16 protein-coding genes are annotated in these 15,546 nt (G+C 50.8%); 6 read left to right on the top strand and 10 right to left on the bottom strand.

All coding sequences use genetic code 11. From position 1 onward, the window contains the following. Position 1: 1 nt before the first annotated feature. The 5 genes from leuB to leuC all read right to left on the bottom strand — a co-directional run bounded on the left by leuB (position 2) and on the right by leuC (position 4,277). On the bottom strand, positions 2 to 1,066 hold the full coding sequence (gene leuB / locus ACG2XO_RS11030; RefSeq protein ID WP_410498038.1) for a 3-isopropylmalate dehydrogenase: 1,065 nt from the start codon (positions 1,064 to 1,066) through the stop codon (positions 2 to 4). A 193-nt stretch (positions 1,067 to 1,259) separates the two neighbouring features. Next, positions 1,260 to 1,991: a glucosamine-6-phosphate deaminase gene (gene nagB / locus ACG2XO_RS11025; RefSeq protein WP_410498037.1), complete on the bottom strand. Its 732-nt coding sequence runs from the start codon at positions 1,989 to 1,991 to the stop codon at positions 1,260 to 1,262. A gap of 116 nt (positions 1,992 to 2,107) precedes the next feature. Next, complete coding sequence (gene leuD, locus ACG2XO_RS11020; RefSeq protein ID WP_410498036.1) at positions 2,108 to 2,746, bottom strand: 3-isopropylmalate dehydratase small subunit; 639 nt, start codon at positions 2,744 to 2,746, stop codon at positions 2,108 to 2,110. Then, the gene (locus ACG2XO_RS11015; protein ID WP_410498035.1) at positions 2,743 to 2,859 is read right to left on the bottom strand and encodes an entericidin A/B family lipoprotein; all 117 of its coding nucleotides are present in this window, start codon (positions 2,857 to 2,859) and stop codon (positions 2,743 to 2,745) included. The genes leuD and ACG2XO_RS11015 overlap by 4 nt, the downstream gene beginning before the upstream one ends. A gap of 11 nt (positions 2,860 to 2,870) precedes the next feature. Further along, the gene (gene leuC / locus ACG2XO_RS11010; protein ID WP_410498034.1) at positions 2,871 to 4,277 is read right to left on the bottom strand and encodes a 3-isopropylmalate dehydratase large subunit; all 1,407 of its coding nucleotides are present in this window, start codon (positions 4,275 to 4,277) and stop codon (positions 2,871 to 2,873) included. A gap of 463 nt (positions 4,278 to 4,740) precedes the next feature. Here leuC and ACG2XO_RS11005 point away from each other — a divergent pair, with 463 nt between their 5' ends. Next, positions 4,741 to 5,013 carry a helix-turn-helix domain-containing protein gene (locus ACG2XO_RS11005; RefSeq protein ID WP_410498033.1) on the top strand — a complete coding sequence of 91 codons (273 nt, stop codon included), beginning with the start codon at positions 4,741 to 4,743 and terminating at the stop codon, positions 5,011 to 5,013. 151 nt (positions 5,014 to 5,164) lie between these two features. Here ACG2XO_RS11005 and ACG2XO_RS11000 read toward each other — a convergent pair whose 3' ends face one another. Both ACG2XO_RS11000 and ACG2XO_RS10995 read right to left on the bottom strand, forming a co-directional pair. After that, positions 5,165 to 6,022 carry a radical SAM protein gene (locus tag ACG2XO_RS11000; RefSeq protein WP_410498032.1) on the bottom strand — a complete coding sequence of 286 codons (858 nt, stop codon included), beginning with the start codon at positions 6,020 to 6,022 and terminating at the stop codon, positions 5,165 to 5,167. Between the two features lie 86 nt (positions 6,023 to 6,108). Then, positions 6,109 to 6,561, bottom strand: a complete 453-nt coding sequence (locus tag ACG2XO_RS10995) for a universal stress protein (protein ID WP_410498031.1) — start codon at positions 6,559 to 6,561, stop codon at positions 6,109 to 6,111. Between the two features lie 110 nt (positions 6,562 to 6,671). On the opposite strand from ACG2XO_RS10995, the gene ACG2XO_RS10990 reads away from it, so the two are divergent. The 4 genes from ACG2XO_RS10990 (at position 6,672) to ACG2XO_RS10975 (ending at position 10,051) form a co-directional block, all read left to right on the top strand. Next, positions 6,672 to 7,103, top strand: a complete 432-nt coding sequence (locus tag ACG2XO_RS10990; protein ID WP_410498030.1) for an acyl-CoA thioesterase — start codon at positions 6,672 to 6,674, stop codon at positions 7,101 to 7,103. After that, entirely contained in the window at positions 7,100 to 7,513 is a 414-nt protein-coding gene (locus ACG2XO_RS10985; RefSeq protein WP_410498029.1) for a hypothetical protein, read from the top strand. Before ACG2XO_RS10990 ends, ACG2XO_RS10985 begins: the two co-directional genes overlap by 4 nt. 222 nt (positions 7,514 to 7,735) lie before the next feature. Then, positions 7,736 to 9,526 (top strand): methyl-accepting chemotaxis protein, encoded by a 1,791-nt coding sequence (locus ACG2XO_RS10980; protein WP_410498028.1) that lies wholly within the window; start codon positions 7,736 to 7,738, stop codon positions 9,524 to 9,526. Positions 9,527 to 9,529: 3 nt separating this feature from the next. Further along, positions 9,530 to 10,051, top strand: a complete 522-nt coding sequence (locus tag ACG2XO_RS10975) for a DNA-deoxyinosine glycosylase (protein ID WP_410498027.1) — start codon at positions 9,530 to 9,532, stop codon at positions 10,049 to 10,051. Here ACG2XO_RS10975 and ACG2XO_RS10970 read toward each other — a convergent pair. After that, the gene (locus tag ACG2XO_RS10970) at positions 10,011 to 11,696 is read right to left on the bottom strand and encodes an ABC1 kinase family protein (RefSeq protein WP_410498026.1); all 1,686 of its coding nucleotides are present in this window, start codon (positions 11,694 to 11,696) and stop codon (positions 10,011 to 10,013) included. The genes ACG2XO_RS10975 and ACG2XO_RS10970 overlap by 41 nt on opposite strands. Before the next feature lie 82 nt (positions 11,697 to 11,778). On the opposite strand from ACG2XO_RS10970, the gene ACG2XO_RS10965 reads away from it, so the two are divergent. Next, a complete protein-coding gene (locus ACG2XO_RS10965; RefSeq protein ID WP_410498024.1) occupies positions 11,779 to 12,681 on the top strand; it encodes an NlpC/P60 family protein in 903 nt (300 codons plus the stop codon). A gap of 245 nt (positions 12,682 to 12,926) precedes the next feature. Here the strand turns inward: ACG2XO_RS10965 and ACG2XO_RS10960 are convergent, their stop codons facing one another. Beyond that, positions 12,927 to 14,222: an adenylosuccinate synthase gene (locus ACG2XO_RS10960; protein ID WP_410498022.1), complete on the bottom strand. Its 1,296-nt coding sequence runs from the start codon at positions 14,220 to 14,222 to the stop codon at positions 12,927 to 12,929. A 125-nt stretch (positions 14,223 to 14,347) separates the two neighbouring features. After that, positions 14,348 to 15,496, bottom strand: coding sequence for an ATP phosphoribosyltransferase regulatory subunit (locus ACG2XO_RS10955; RefSeq protein ID WP_410498021.1), 1,149 nt, complete (start codon positions 15,494 to 15,496; stop codon positions 14,348 to 14,350). Positions 15,497 to 15,546: the final 50 nt, after the last annotated feature.

The following is a 15,546-nucleotide window of genomic DNA, read 5'->3' as shown; positions in this document are numbered from 1 at the left end:
TTTATAAAGCCGCAACCACCGCATCGCCCATCGCCGAGCAGCCGACTTTGGTCGTGCCTGCTTCATAAATGTCGGCAGTACGCAGGCCTTGCGCCAGCACTTTCTTGACGGCATTTTCAACGCGCTGTGCAGCGGCTTCGTTATTGAAGGTGTAACGCAGCATCATTGCGACTGACAAAATCGTCGCCAATGGGTTCGCCACGTCTTTACCTGCGATATCCGGCGCTGAACCGTGGCTAGGTTCGTACAGACCTTTATTGTTCGCGTCGAGCGAAGCGCTTGGCAGCATGCCGATTGAGCCGGTCAGCATCGATGCTTCGTCAGACAGGATGTCGCCGAAAATATTGCCGGTCACGACGACGTCGAATTGCTTCGGCGCTTTAACCAATTGCATCGCGGCATTATCAACGAGCATGTGGCTCAATTCGACGTCCGGATATTCCTTGGCCAGATCGGTCATGATTTCTTTCCAGAATTCAGTCGTTTCCAGCACGTTGGCTTTATCCACCGAGCACAGTTTTTTGCCGCGTTTTTGCGCTGCCTGGAAAGCCACGTGACCGATACGGCGGATTTCACTCTCGGCGTACAGCATGGTGTTAAAGCCTTCGCGCTCACCGGCTTCGTTAGTACGAATACCGCGTGGCTGACCGAAATAGATGTCGCCAGTCAGCTCGCGAACGATCAGGATGTCCAGACCCGAAACGACTTCCGGTTTCAGCGTCGACGCATTAGCGAGTTCCGGATACAGAATCGCCGGACGCAGATTGGCAAACAGGTTCAGATCTTTACGAATCGCCAGCAGGCCGCGCTCTGGGCGTAGTGGACGATCAAGTTTGTCGTATTGCGGGCCGCCAACGGCACCGAGCAGGATCGCATCAGCTTCGCGCGCAAGTTTTTGCGTGAATTCGGGATATGGTGCGCCGTATTGATCGTAAGCTGCACCGCCCAATGGGGCTTCTTGCAACTCCAAAGCTAAACCGTCATTTTTTAATACTTCGAGCACTTTTTTAGCTTGAGCAACAATTTCTGGGCCAATGCCATCGCCGGGCAAAATCAATACTTTCATGTTTATCTCGTGGTTTTTATCGGATTAAAGATGGATTGCAATTACTCACTATAGGTATAGCTCTGCGCATCAATTAGATGATGACTCCTAGAGCAATACCCACAAACAAAACTCCAAGTGAGTACAATTATTTTGCAGCAAGCAAACGTAGAAAAAGAGGGGCAAGCCCCTCTTTTTGACTCAGCACGTTCGCTTAGAACGATACTTTGTAATCGACATCGCAATCGGTCATCACAATGACGCGCGGGTGCGTTTGCAGCAATGAGGCAGGCACTTGCGTCGTGATCGGGCCGTTCAGTGTCGCGTCCAGGATCGCTGCTTTTTCAGCGCCTTTTACGACCAGCAAAATGGCTTTGGCCTGCATGATGGTTCCCATGCCCATCGTCACCGCGTGCGTTGGCACTTCGTCGATGTGGTTGAAGAAACGTTTGTTGGCTTCGCGGGTTTCTTGTTTCAAGGTTACTTTGTAAGTACCGCGAGACAAGTGCTCGTCCGGCTCGTTAAAACCGATATGGCCATTGCCGCCAATACCGAGCAATTGCAAATCAACCGGACCTTGCTCGAACATCATTTTGTCGTAATTGCGGCATTCAGCGTCAACGTCAGCGGCATTACCATCAGGTACGTGCGTATTTTCACGTTTGATGTCGATATGATCAAACAGATTGCGCTGCATAAAATTGCGGTAGCTTTCCTGATGCGTGATCGGCAGGCCGACGTATTCGTCCAGATTGAACGTTTTTGCGTGCGCAAAACTCACCAAACCCGCTTGATGCGTTTTCACGATTTCTTTGTACAGACCGACTGGCGTGCCGCCTGTCGCCATCCCCAAAACGGCATTGGGCTTTGAGCGCACCATAGAAATAATCAAGTCTGCTGCGGCACGATCTAGATCGCTTTGATTTTTGAATTTATGCAGGATCATTGGTTTACTTTCCAAAATATGAATTCGACCGTAAAAGGATACGATAAAATTCTGGTCATAATATTGATAAAGCCTAAAAAATGAGCCCCAATTTATTCAAAAAGGGGCTCAATTAATTATTTTGCAAACAACCACGGTTGCTCGACACGGCGTTTTGCTTCAAAAGCAGCAATTTCATCGCGGTGTGCCAACGTCAGGCCGATTTCGTCCAAACCATTGAGCAGGCAGTGCTTACGGTGTTCGGTAATATCAAACGAGAAAACCTGACCACTCGGCGTCGTGATGGTTTGCGACGCCAGATCAATGTTCAGGCGATAGCCTTCTGCTTTGGCCTCATTAAACAACTGGTCAACCACTGCAGCAGGCTGCACAATCGGCAACAAGCCATTTTTGAAGCAGTTATTAAAGAAAATATCGGCAAAGCTGGGGGCAATCAACGCACGGAAGCCGAAATCTTCAATCGCCCACGGTGCATGCTCACGCGAGCTACCGCAACCGAAGTTATCGCGCGCCAATAGCACTTGCGCACCCTGATTGCGTGGCAAATTCAGTTCGAAATCCGGGTTGAGCGGGCGCTGGCTGTTATCCATGCCTGGCTCGCCCTGATCGAGATAACGCCATTCGTCAAACAGATTCGGACCAAAACCCGAGCGCTTGATCGATTTCAAAAACTGCTTTGGGATGATCGCATCCGTATCAACGTTAGCGCGATCCATCGCGCAGACCAAACCATCTAATTGCACAAAAGGTTTCATTTCGCTGCCTTTTCGATGGCTTCGCCACCTTTTTGAATGTCTTTACCAATGCCCGACATCGTATTGCAAGCACTCAAAGCCAAAACCAAAATACAGAGGGTTAGTGAACGCATCCTCAGTCTCCTTAGGCAAAGTGACGTACGTCGACAAAATGACCGGCAATTGCCGCAGCGGCAGCCATTTCCGGGCTAACCAGGTGCGTACGACCACCCTGCCCCTGACGGCCTTCAAAATTACGGTTGGATGTAGACGCACAACGCTCGCCCGGCGCCAGACGGTCGGCATTCATCGCCAGACACATCGAGCAGCCCGGCTCACGCCATTCAAAACCGGCGTCGGTAAAGATCTTGTCCAGACCTTCCGCCTCAGCCTGTGCTTTGACCAGACCGGAACCCGGCACGATCAAGACCAGTTTGACGTTATCGGCTTTCTTTTTGCCTTTCACGACGCCCGCAGCGGCGCGCAAATCTTCAATACGGCTATTAGTGCACGAACCAATAAATACTTTGTCGATGGCGATGTCGGTCAGTGGGGTATCGGCTTGCAAACCCATGTATTGCAAAGCACGTTCGTAACTACCGCGTTTAACCGGATCATTCTCGCTTGCCGGATTAGGCACTTTGCCCGAAACCCCCAGCACTTGCTCGGGTGAAGTACCCCATGTGACTTGCGGCTCAATGTCTTCGGCGCGCAGTTCAACCACGGCGTCAAATACCGCGCCTTCGTCGGAAACTAATTCTTTCCAGCTTGCAACCGCGGCGTCCCATTGCTCGGCGCTCGGTGAGAATGGACGACCTTTCAGGTATTCGATAGTTTTGTCGTCAACGGCAACCATACCGGCGCGCGCGCCGCCTTCGATTGCCATATTGCACAAGGTCATCCGGCCTTCCATGCTCAGGCTACGGATAGCTTCGCCACCAAATTCGATCGCGTAGCCGGTACCACCCGCCGTACCGATTTTGCCGATGATCGCCAGCGCCACATCTTTGGCGGTGACGCCAGTGCCCAGCTTGCCGTCAACACGAACGAGCATGGCTTTGGATTTTTTGGCGACCAGTGTTTGCGTGGCCAACACATGTTCGACTTCGGAAGTGCCAATCCCGTGCGCCAGCGCTGCAAAAGCGCCATGCGTCGAAGTATGGCTGTCGCCACAAACGACGGTCATGCCGGGCAAGGTAGCACCATTTTCCGGGCCAACGACATGCACGATCCCTTGGCGGTGATCTTTAAACGGGAAATAAGCCAGCGCGCCGAATTCTTTGATATTGGCGTCGAGCGTTTCAACCTGCAGACGGGAAATCGGGTCTTGAATACCCTTGTCCCATTCATTGGTTGGGGTATTGTGGTCGGCAGTCGCGACCACAGAAGAGTTGCGCCACGGCTGGCGATGCGCCAGCTTCAGGCCTTCAAAGGCCTGCGGGCTGGTCACTTCATGCACCAGGTGACGGTCAATATAAATCAGGCAGGTGCCGTCGGCTTCTTCACGAACTACGTGCGAATGCCAGAGTTTGTCATACAGGGTTTTAGCCATAGCAAGGATCGCCAATCGGGACAATCTAGGAAAGCCCTGATAGTAGCCGATTCGCCACTTTGCGACAACCGACGCCGTCGGCCAAAGCTGCAGTTTTCCCCTCAGACAATAATTGCAACAAGGCAGTGCGAACGGGTCAACCCGGAAAACCGCAGCCCGCAGATTATGCCTTGCCCGCTCACCTCGCTCACCAGCCGCTCAGACTAGGACTCACCAGATACAGCCATGATGTATATGTATAAAACTCAATACTGATAAAGCCAACAGGCATATACCCATCAGATAAATTTAAATATCACTACTTCATTAACTGAATGTGTATTAGTGCCGTATCTCGCCATGACAAAAATTCTTATGATGACAACAACATCTATGACATGCGCTTAGGGGCTTTTGACGACTGGTTTTGCGACCGTAAACCAAACGTCAACAGACCCTAGATAATCTCGCGAGGAATCCAATCATGACAACGACGCTCAACCCCAAACTGATCCGCAAAACATTAGGCATGAACCAATTCGAGTTTTGGAACCGGATCGGTGTCACTCAAAGCGGAGGCTCACGTTACGAAAGTGGCCGAACGATGCCCAAACCGGTACGCGAATTATTGCGACTTGTTCATATCGAGGGAATAGATTTGGCGACATTGAAACGCGAAGAAATTATGGTTTTGAATTATTTGCGCGAACGCCAACCCCAGATGCTGAAAGAATTGATCGCTCTAGCAGGCCGTTGAAAACGGTAGCGAGAAGCTCGAAGGCAAGGCAAAAAAATGGCGAAAAACCGGAGTTTACTGGTGTAAATGAGGATTTTGAGCCATTTTTTAACGCAGATTTCGGGCTTCGCAGTAGTTTTTCAACGGCCTGATAGCCTGCAAGCCTTAATCATTACAGACTGAGTTTCACCGGCAAACCAAGCGCCTCTATTTTCGCCTGCAATGCCTGCATCCATTCGGCTGGGGCTGCACTGAGCCGCGACGCCTCTGCTTGCAAAGAGGGTCGCGCAAGCCCGTATAGTAAGACCCCTTCCAGTTTCACACCTTGGGCGATCTGCTCGGCAAGGAAATCAACGTATTGCCCAAGCGCTTGCTCATCCGGCAAAACGCCATCGGTCGCAAACATGCAAGTCTGAATCCAGGTCGGGCACAATGCAGCCGATTGCGTCAATCTGCGTACGACTTGCGAGCGTTTGAGCGCGATCTGATTAACAAATTCAAACCCGTCTTGCGGGACACGGTCAATCTTGAACCAGACCTCGCCGCGCATCGTCGCCATTTTACGCAGCCCGGCCTGCACCTGAGTTTTATCAAGTTGGCTGCCATTGGTGATCAGCACAGTTTTCAGATCAAGGTGATATTTTTGCTGCGCGGCAGCAATGAGATCGATGACATCAAGAAATTGCGGCGAAGTCGTCGGCTCTCCATTGCCGGACAAAGCAATATCATTCAATCGGCGCGCTTCAAGCGGCACGGCCTTTTGCATAAAATCGCCATTGACGATCTGCGAGAGCATCAGATCAAGCTCTTCGGCCAGCAGAGCCAGATCCGTTTCTGGCGCAGCGCCACGAATCAGCCCCGGCACCTGGCAATACACGCAGCGCCAGTTGCAGGCATTATTGGGGTTCAGATTAACCCCGATCGACACGCCCCCCGCACGACGCGAAACGACAGGATAAACATACTGCAGTCCTGCAATATCCCGACTGTGATCGGTCACTGTCAATGGGGTAACAATTTGAATGCTCATTCTTAACCGGCTTTCCTGATTCACAAAATTTTCACGCAAGACTAGGCCACGTGAATTGTTTGTTTGTGAATTGTTTGTCTTTCTGCTTATTTTGACTCTGTGGCTTTCACCAGCAGTACGGGGATATGAGTATGCCTCATTACCCCTTCGGCGACACTACCGAGCAGCATATGAGTCAACCCGCCATAGCCGTGTGTCCCCATCACCAGTAAATGCGCCTTCCATTTGACCGCATCATCGACCAGAGTACGCGCAATCTGCCCGCCCCAGATTTCCAGCAACTCAGATTCGACCGAGATTCCGCCCTCCTGTACTTGCTGCACACGTTCGGTCAGCAGTTTTTCACCGCTCTCCCTTAATGACGATTGCAACTGAGGCACATCGAGAAATTCATTGGCACTCCAGGCAAACTGAGCCAGATCAATTACATGTACCAGACGCACAATGGCATGCTGCTCGTTCGCCAGCCGAATCGCTTCAGCAAGCGCTGCGGCACTGGTATCACTGTGGTCGACCGGGACTAAAATGCGCGTATACATGATGCTTACTCCTTATCGCTTGGATTTTTCCAGTCTAGCAGGCTTCCCCTATTGCGGCTGGCATGCCGTCAGGCATACACTCAAGCGAACACTATTTAAATTTCAATTTTATGGCACGCCTAGAGCTGCAATTACCGCCCTGCCTGTTATTCAGCACCGATTTACCTGTCCGCATTCGCGACATCAATTACGGCCAGCATTTAAGTAACGATGCCCTGATGGCAATGCTGCATGAAAGTAGAATCCAATGGCTTAAACAACATGGTTTTGCATCGGAATTGGACGTTGGCGGCAAAGGCCTGATCATGGCCGATGTGGCCATCATTTTTAAGAATGAGGCCTTCCATAATGATGTGTTGCGTATTCGCTTAGGTGTAGCCGAAATCAGTCGCGCCAGCTTTGATCTTTATTATGATGTCAGTAAAGAAGGGGTAATCATTGCTCAAGCCAAAACAACGCTGATCGCATTTGATTATCAAAATCGAAAAATGAGCAGTCTACCGCAAACATTACGTACCATATTGGAGCAACAAACATCATGAAAAAATATGCCACCAATAGCCCTGAAGCCATGGCTCGCATCCTTGTCCTGCAAATGATTTGCGATGGTAATTTTGACCCGGACGAAATCGATGAATTAGAGCATCTGCATATTTATGAAGTGCTTGGAATTAGCCGCAAAGGTTTTATTAATGTCCTGCAGGAATATTGCAACGACATTGGCGATGAAGCCGACGAAAGCGGCACTGTACATCTGGTCGATAAAGAGCGCATTGATCAGTTGCTGGAAACCGTCGATGATCCAAAAAAACGCCTGCAATTAGCCGCATTGTCGCTAGACTTGGCCAAAGCGGATCATGAAATCAACGACGCCGAACTGGCCGTATTTAGCCGCATGCTAAAAAAATGGCATCTGAGTCTGGACGATCTTCAGCTCGCTTTCGAGCAATAAATTTCGCGCCAAGTAGCGGTAAAAAATTCTCGCACACTGCCAGCATCAGCCCGATAGCAAGACACGGCAGTGTCCGTATTTTTACCTTGCTCCATACTCACTTTTATCAAAGTAAATTCATTTTCTGAGCATGTCGACTCCTGATTTACAGGAACATGCCTCGACTCAAAAATGACTCTGCTTGCTAAAAATTGAGTACGCAGACCAAATGGGAAATAAAGCATGACATGGTTAGTTGATTTTCATCGCGTTTTTGAACGTAATTTCATACCCACTCTGGGTAGGAAATATGCTTTTATCAGCCTGCTTTGCATCTTCCCATTACTCTCTTTAATTGTTCTTTATTCAACACAAGGTGAGCTGATTGAAATCAGCAAAGCACTGCCGCCCGCTCAGCAAAACATACTCACCGATTTCCTGGCGACGCTGCGTATAGCAAACTGGATCATTTTGCTTGCATCGATCCTGATGTGTGCAATTGAAATCATTTATTTCCATTTGTGGATCACCAAGCCCGTTCGATTAATCACTCGGGTTTTTACCGATGCTGCCGATCATGACGGCGATTTGTCGCACAATATTCCGGCACCCTACAGCGATGAAATTAGCCAGTTGGCAATTACCTGCAATCGCTTCCTAAGCAAGCAGCGCGAAATCATCGCCAATGTACAAACCATGACCATAGGCATGGCACTGGAAGCGGCCAACTCGCAGAAACATATCCGCGATTCGGCCTTGGCCTCCGAGCAACAAGACAAGCTGGCCAAAAAGGTCGTCGACGCCAGCAATTCAACAACCAATGGCATTACACAGGTATCCCAGCAAACGGGAGAAATTTCGCACACCACGGCGACCAATCTGGAAATGGCGCACTCTTCCTATTCAGAGTTGCAAGACGTCGTAAGTCGCATTAACGCTATTAATGAAAAAATCGGTTCATTCAACCAGACTGTTGATGGGTTGAATAAACGCTCGGCCAGCATCAAAACCATCGTTGATTTGATCAAGGAAATTGCAGGACAAACTAATTTGCTGGCACTTAATGCAGCGATCGAAGCTGCCCGGGCTGGTGAACAAGGGCGTGGTTTTGCTGTCGTTGCCGATGAGGTTCGCAAACTGGCCGAAAAAGTCGGCGTCGCTACTGATCAGATTTCCAGTGATATCGACAGTATGCTCGGACAGGTTTCGGAAACCTTGAATGAAACCCAGCTGATTACTCAAGATGCCAATATGACTCGTGATGTGGTCGAAAAAGCATCATCGCAGTTTGCCAATATGGTGCATGATTTCGAACAAACGGCTCAGGCACTCAGCGGCATTGCCAGTACGCTGGAAGAATTTACCGAAGCCAACAATATCGTCAATGCCAATGTTTCCGAAATTCATCAGCTCTCGCTGACCGTCAACGAGAAAATGATCCGCTCGGCCGAGTCATCCAAAGACGTTGCCCGTGCGACCGAAGAAGTTCAATCCATGGTGGGACGCTTTATCATTGGTCAGGGTCCACTCGATGCCGTTATTACTTTGTGCACCCAGTATCGGGACAAAATCGCAGCCAAAATCGAAAGCATGGCGGCACGTGGCGTGAATGTTTTTGATCAGAACTATCAAGCCATCCCCAACACCAATCCGCAAAAATACAAAACCAGTTACAACCAGCTGTTTGTGACTGAAGTTCAACCGCTGTATGACGAGCTGGCCAAAACAGCACTGGGTGGCAAATTTGCCCTAGCAGTTGACAACAAAGGCTACGGCCCGACGCATAACAGCTGGTACTCACACCCGATGACGGGCGAACGTTCAGTCGATCTAATCAATAGCCGCGACCAGCGGATTTTCAATGACCATGCCGGTTTGCGTGCGGCGCAGAATACCGACCGTTTCCTGTTGCAAAACTATGTGCGCGACACCGGCGAAATCATGACCGAACTGGATGTGCCGATTTATATCAGTGGTCGACACTGGGGCAATTTACGACTCGGTTTTGATGGCTTTGCCATGCTTGGCAAATAAAGTGTGTCAGATTCAGCCCTTTTCAAACAAAGTTTTGCCCCCATCGCCAATGACGGCTGCCGCTTATTGATTCTGGGCAGCCTGCCTGGCGATATCTCGCTGCAACACGGCCACTATTACGCCCACCCGCGCAATGCATTCTGGCCCATTCTGAGCCATATTCTGGAAACTGACCTGACGCAGTTGCCTTTTGCCGAGCGTTATCCGATCTTGCTCGCTCATGGCATTGCCTTATGGGATGTGGTGCAGCAAGCCACGCGCAAAGGCAGCCTAGATTCAGCCCTGAGTGACGTTGAAACTAATCCGCTGCAAGAGCTCATTAAACAAATGCCGCAGCTAGAGCTTGTCATCTTTAACGGCCAAACTGCAGCCAAACACGGAAAGAGACTTATACCTGGGTATGTCAATACAGGCGTTGCACCATCTAGTAGTCCAGCTTATACCCTTCACTACGAAAAAAAGTGCTTGCAATGGCAAGCACTCATTAACGCTCACGTTTACCCGAAATCCAGATTGCGAAAATAATCCAGAACGTATTGAATAACGCAATCACAAAACCCAGAAACCCAAGCATCGGCATACCAAACAGCGTAGGGCCGACTTTGATCGTCATGACAATCGACGAGCCGATAATCAGCGCTCCGGTGACAATTCCCATCGTTAGCCGGTTGGCGCTGCGGGTGAGCTGCAAACCAAAGTGATCCAGCCGCTTCAAGTCCAGATCGACCCGCAAATTGCCGCGTCGTGCCTGCTTGATCAGCTTGCCAATATCCCGCGGCAAGCCGGAAATCACATTAAAGGCTTCAAACAGATTGTCCTTGCCACGTTTAAGCAAAGTTTTGGGGTTATACCGGGTCAGAATCACTTCTTTCACAAACGGCGTCAGATGCGGCACCATTTGAAACTCCGGATCCAGCTGCCTGCCCAGCCCTTCCAGCGTGATCAGCGCTTTAAACAGCAAAGTCAGATCTGAAGGCAGGGTAATTTCATGCTCGCGCATGATCATCGCCACATCATTGAGCAAATGGCCAAACTGAATATCCTTGAGCGACAGATTTTCATAATTGAACATGAAGTCGGCAATATCGGCGGCGAGCTTTTCCTCATCAACGACGGTATCGCCAGTCCACTCTAGCAAGACGTTCAAAATGCCGTGCTCATCACGCTGGGCCAGCGCGGCGAGCAAATCAACAATGTGATCGCGTCTGGGGTGCGGCAAGCGCCCGACCATGCCAAAGTCCAGGAAACCGATCCGGTTGCCCGGCAGATACTTCACATTGCCGGGATGTGGGTCGGCATGAAAATAGCCATCAATCAACACCATTTTGAGCACGGCATCTGCACCGCGTTCGGCCAGCAACTGACGATCAAGCCCGGCGGCGTCGACGGCCGCCAAATCATTGCCCGCCACACCGGCAATATATTCCTGAACAATCAATCGCTCCGAAGTGTATTCCCACCAGATTTTGGGAATCACGATTTCATCATGCCCTGCAAAGTTGTTCACAAAGCGCTCCAGATTGCGCGCCTCGATCGACAGATTGAGTTCACGATGCAGCGACTTGGAAAACTCGTCAACGACACGCACCGGTTGATAACGGCGCAAGTCGGGAAACTCGAACGTGGCCAGGCCAGCAATGTGCCGCAAAATACGCAAATCGGCCTCGATTTTGGCGATGATATTGGGACGGCGAATTTTCAGCACGACCTCGGTGCCGTCCTGCAATTTGGCACGATGCACTTGCGCAATCGAAGCTGAGCCTATGGGTTGCAAATCCAGCTCGGTAAAGACCTCATGCGGGTCACGTCCCAAAGCGGCACGCAATTCGGGCTCCAGCTCTGCAAAATCAAGCGGCGGCACATCACTTTGCAGTTTTTCAAACTCGGCAATCCACTCCGGCGGAAACATATCCACCCGCGTTGCCATCACCTGACCCAGCTTGATAAACGTCGGCCCCAGCTCTTCCAGCGCCCGGCGCACGCGTACAGGGGGTTCGAGCAACTCGATTTCGTGCTCGCCGGGCCAGTGCAAAATATCGCCAGCCCGCTCAATGCCCTTGGCCAGCCCCAGCCGCTGCACCAGATTTCCCAAACCGTGCCGCATCAGGATCGCAATGATTTCGCGCACACGCGGCAAATCACGCATCACGGTAAAGGTTTCTTTTAACATCAGCTCATCCGGTCGGAAAATTAGGCAATTATTTGAATTTTAGGCTTTACAGCCGTTTTCTACACCCGTAAAGTGCCTCTCCATGAAATGGATCATCATTCTTGCGACAGTATTGAATTGCGCTATCCCGCTCGCGCGGGCCGACCAGGAAATGCCACTGGGTGACAGTGCCCCAGCCACTGGCAATTTCAGCTGGAATAAACCCGCTCAGGATAACGATACGGCTACAGAGTCGGGCAGTCGCGTACGCAAAAATAAATCGGCACTCGATGCCATGCCCAAAGGCAGCGATTATCAGCCGGCTCAGGATTTGCTGCTCTCGGCAATGAGCCTGATCGGTGTCAAATATACTTGGGGTGGCAACACGCCTGAATCCGGACTCGATTGCTCCGGCTTTATCAAATACGTATTTCAAAACTCGATGAACATCACCCTGCCGCGCACTGCATTTGAAATGGCGCATACCGGGCAAAACATCGACAAATCCGAACTCAAACCCGGTGATCTGGTTTTTTTCAACACACTGGGACGTACTTTCTCGCATGTCGGCATTTATCTGGGTGATAACCGATTTATTCATGCGCCGCGTAAAGGGCGGAATATCGAAGTCGCCAATATGAATCTCAGCTACTGGCAAAACCGCTTTAACGGCGCCAGACGTATTGCTGACTCGGGTGGAACAGGCCTGAACGTCAACTCATTACTGGCAAGCAGCTCTCGCCGCGATAACACCGTCACGGCGATGCGAGTCAGCAACTCAAGCGGCCAAGCGCAGCAAAAGTGTAAAACAGTCAGCAAGAAAAAGAAAAAATCGGTCACGCAATGCAAACGCGTTGCCAGCAGTGAAAAAAACAAATCCAGCGCCAGCAGTCGTAAACAAGCGGACAAAAAAGCCAAGCGCGGAAAAACGTCCAAGGCAGGCAAAGCAAGCAAGAAATCCGGCACGAAAAGCGCTAACAAAAAGGCAGGTAAGAAGAAGTCATAGTTTGGGCGCTATGGCAATCAGCATTGGCGCAATGTGCTAATCCGTCTCTAGCTGGTGATGTATATAAACACAGGGCAATCTAAGCCTTGGCTGGCCGGATATACCCGTCGATTCAGAGTTGATTTTTGCTCTGCTACCCAGACAAAAACAAATATAGCTTCTACCCTTACCGCCCCACTCAGGAGCGCTCAATAAAAAAGCCTCGATTTCTCGAGGCTTTTTTATTTCCAACCAGCAGCAAGCAATTAACCTTGGTATGGATGACGCAGCACGATGGTTTCTTCGCGATCCGGACCGGTCGATACGATATCGATAGGCGCTTCGCAAATTTCGGCGATACGTTGCAGGTACAGACGCGCGTTTTCTGGCAAATCATCCCATTTTTTCACGCCGAAAGTGCTGGTCGTCCAGCCCGCCCATTCTTCGTAGATTGGCTCGCACAAAGCGATGTCGTCAGCGCCAACCGGCAGGATATCGGTTTCAATGCCATTCACTTTGTAACCGACACAGAGCTTGATCGTTTCAATGCCGTCCATTACGTCGAGTTTGGTGACGCACAGGCCGGAAACGCCATTGATCTGGATCGAGCGTTTCAGCGCAGCCGCGTCAAACCAACCGCAACGACGCGGGCGGCCTGTCACCGAACCAAATTCATTACCACGCTTGGCCAAGCCTGCGCCAACGTCATCAAACAATTCTGTCGGGAATGGACCAGAACCAACACGTGTTGTGTACGCTTTCACAATACCCAGTACGTATTGCAGCATTTGTGGCGCAACGCCCGCGCCTGGTGCAGCGGCACCGGCTACGCAATTGCTCGAAGTCACAAATGGATAAGTACCGTGGTCGATATCGAGCAATGTGCCCTGAGCACCTTCAAACAGCAAAGGCTCGCCCGCCTTGTTCATCTCATACAAAGTACGCGATACATCGCCTAGCATAGGCTTGATGCGCTCAGCGTAAGCCAGCGTTTCATCGTAAATAGTCTGGAAATCCAGCGTTGGCGCATTGAAGTAGTTTTTCAGTGCAAAGTTGTACCAGTCGAGGTTTTCCAACAATTTGGCGGCAAAACGCTCTGGGTGATACAAGTCTTGCAGACGAATCGAGCGGCGCGCGATTTTGTCTTCGTAAGCCGGGCCAATACCGCGGCCAGTCGTACCGATTTTTTTCTCGCCCTTCGCTGCTTCACGCGCTTGGTCAATCGCAATGTGGTAAGGCAGAATCAGCGGACATGCTTCGGAAATGCGCAGACGGCTCATTACGTCGATGCCAGCTGTGGTCAATTCGTCGATTTCTTTGAGCAAGGCTTCTGGCGAAATCACCACACCGTTGCCGATGAAACAGGCTTTACCCGGGTGCAAAATGCCCGATGGAATCAGACGCAGAACTGTTTTTTTGCCGCCAACGATCAGTGTGTGGCCTGCATTGTGACCGCCTTGAAAGCGAACCACGCCTTGCGCGTGATCGGTTAGCCAGTCAACAATCTTGCCCTTACCCTCGTCGCCCCATTGGGTACCGATAACGACTACATTTCTGCTCATTCCCAAACCTCGATGCATAAAACACAAAATAATTTGGCAACACTACACCCTGCAGCATTGCGAGCGAACTTTAACGTCAAATCGCGGTTTGAGCCAGCGATTTTTTTGCAAAATTCGCTGATTTTTTATAGGTTTGTGACTTGCCAAACGCCTGCTTTTTGCTGCAAGGCGCGGTCCACCTGAATCTCGGATTGCACAACACCCAGATCAACAATGACGATTTCACCCTGCTCACGCAAAGCACGAATTGCATCCAGCAATGCCACATCATTACCTTTTGGCGCCAGAATCGCCGCTTTGCGCTCCGGAAACGGCACCGAGGTCAAACCGCGCAAATCGATACTGAAACCGGTCGCAGGACGAGAACGGCCAAATTTTTCACCCACACTATCGTAACGCCCCCCCCGCGCAACGGCGTTGGTAAAACCTTTGGCGTAAGCATTAAATACCAGACCGGTGTGGTAGTAGCTGCCCGGCAATTCAGCCAGATCAAAACGCACTGCGATACCGCGTGCGGTCAATGCGCTGTGCAATTGCTGCAAGCCATCGAGCGCCTGGGTGATTTGTGGCAACACTGGCAAGACTGCACGCGCCTGCGCCAAGACACTGACATCGCCATAGCTCATCGACAAGGCCAGCAAACCATTACGTAACGGGGCACTTAAATCAGTTGCGAGCATTTTGAGCGTTGGCGCGTCTTTTTGCTGGAGCGCATTAAACGCCATTTGCCGCACTTCGCCTTGCCAGTTGGCGGCATCGGCAATTGCGTTAAACAGGCCAATGTGACCTACTTCCAGCGTAATGTCTTTCACACCAGCCTGAGCCAAGCTGGCAAACATAAGCTCGATAATTTCAACGTCGGCAGCCAGATCGGCGCAGCCGTAAATTTCTGCGCCAATCTGGCGCGGCTGGCGCGTAGACAGCAGTCCGTCCGGGCGAGTACACAAGACCGAACCGGTATAGCACAGGCGAGTTACACCCTGGCGATTGAGGATATGTGAATCGATACGGGCAACCTGCGGGGTAATATCGGCACGCAATCCCATCTGGCGACCAGAGAGTTCATCAACCAGTTTAAAGGTCTTCAGATCAAGCGCGGCGTCGTGCTGGGTCAGCAAGGATTCGACATACTCAACCAGCGGTGGCTCAACCTGTTCATAGCCATACAAGGCAAACAGATCGAGCATGCTCCGGCGCATGCTTTCGATTTGCCGCGCCTCGGCAGGCAAAACATCGGAAATATATTCGGGGAGTATCCAGTTGCGCATATTCATATACAAACCAAATGCCCACCCAGGTATCAACCTGAAGTGGGCGTTATTTA

This window comes from Chitinibacter sp. S2-10 (assembly GCF_046530675.1).
GTDB lineage: Bacteria > Pseudomonadota > Gammaproteobacteria > Burkholderiales > Chitinibacteraceae > Chitinibacter.
Note: the sequence above shows the minus strand (reverse complement) of the source record. Positions and strands in the feature narration are given on the sequence as shown.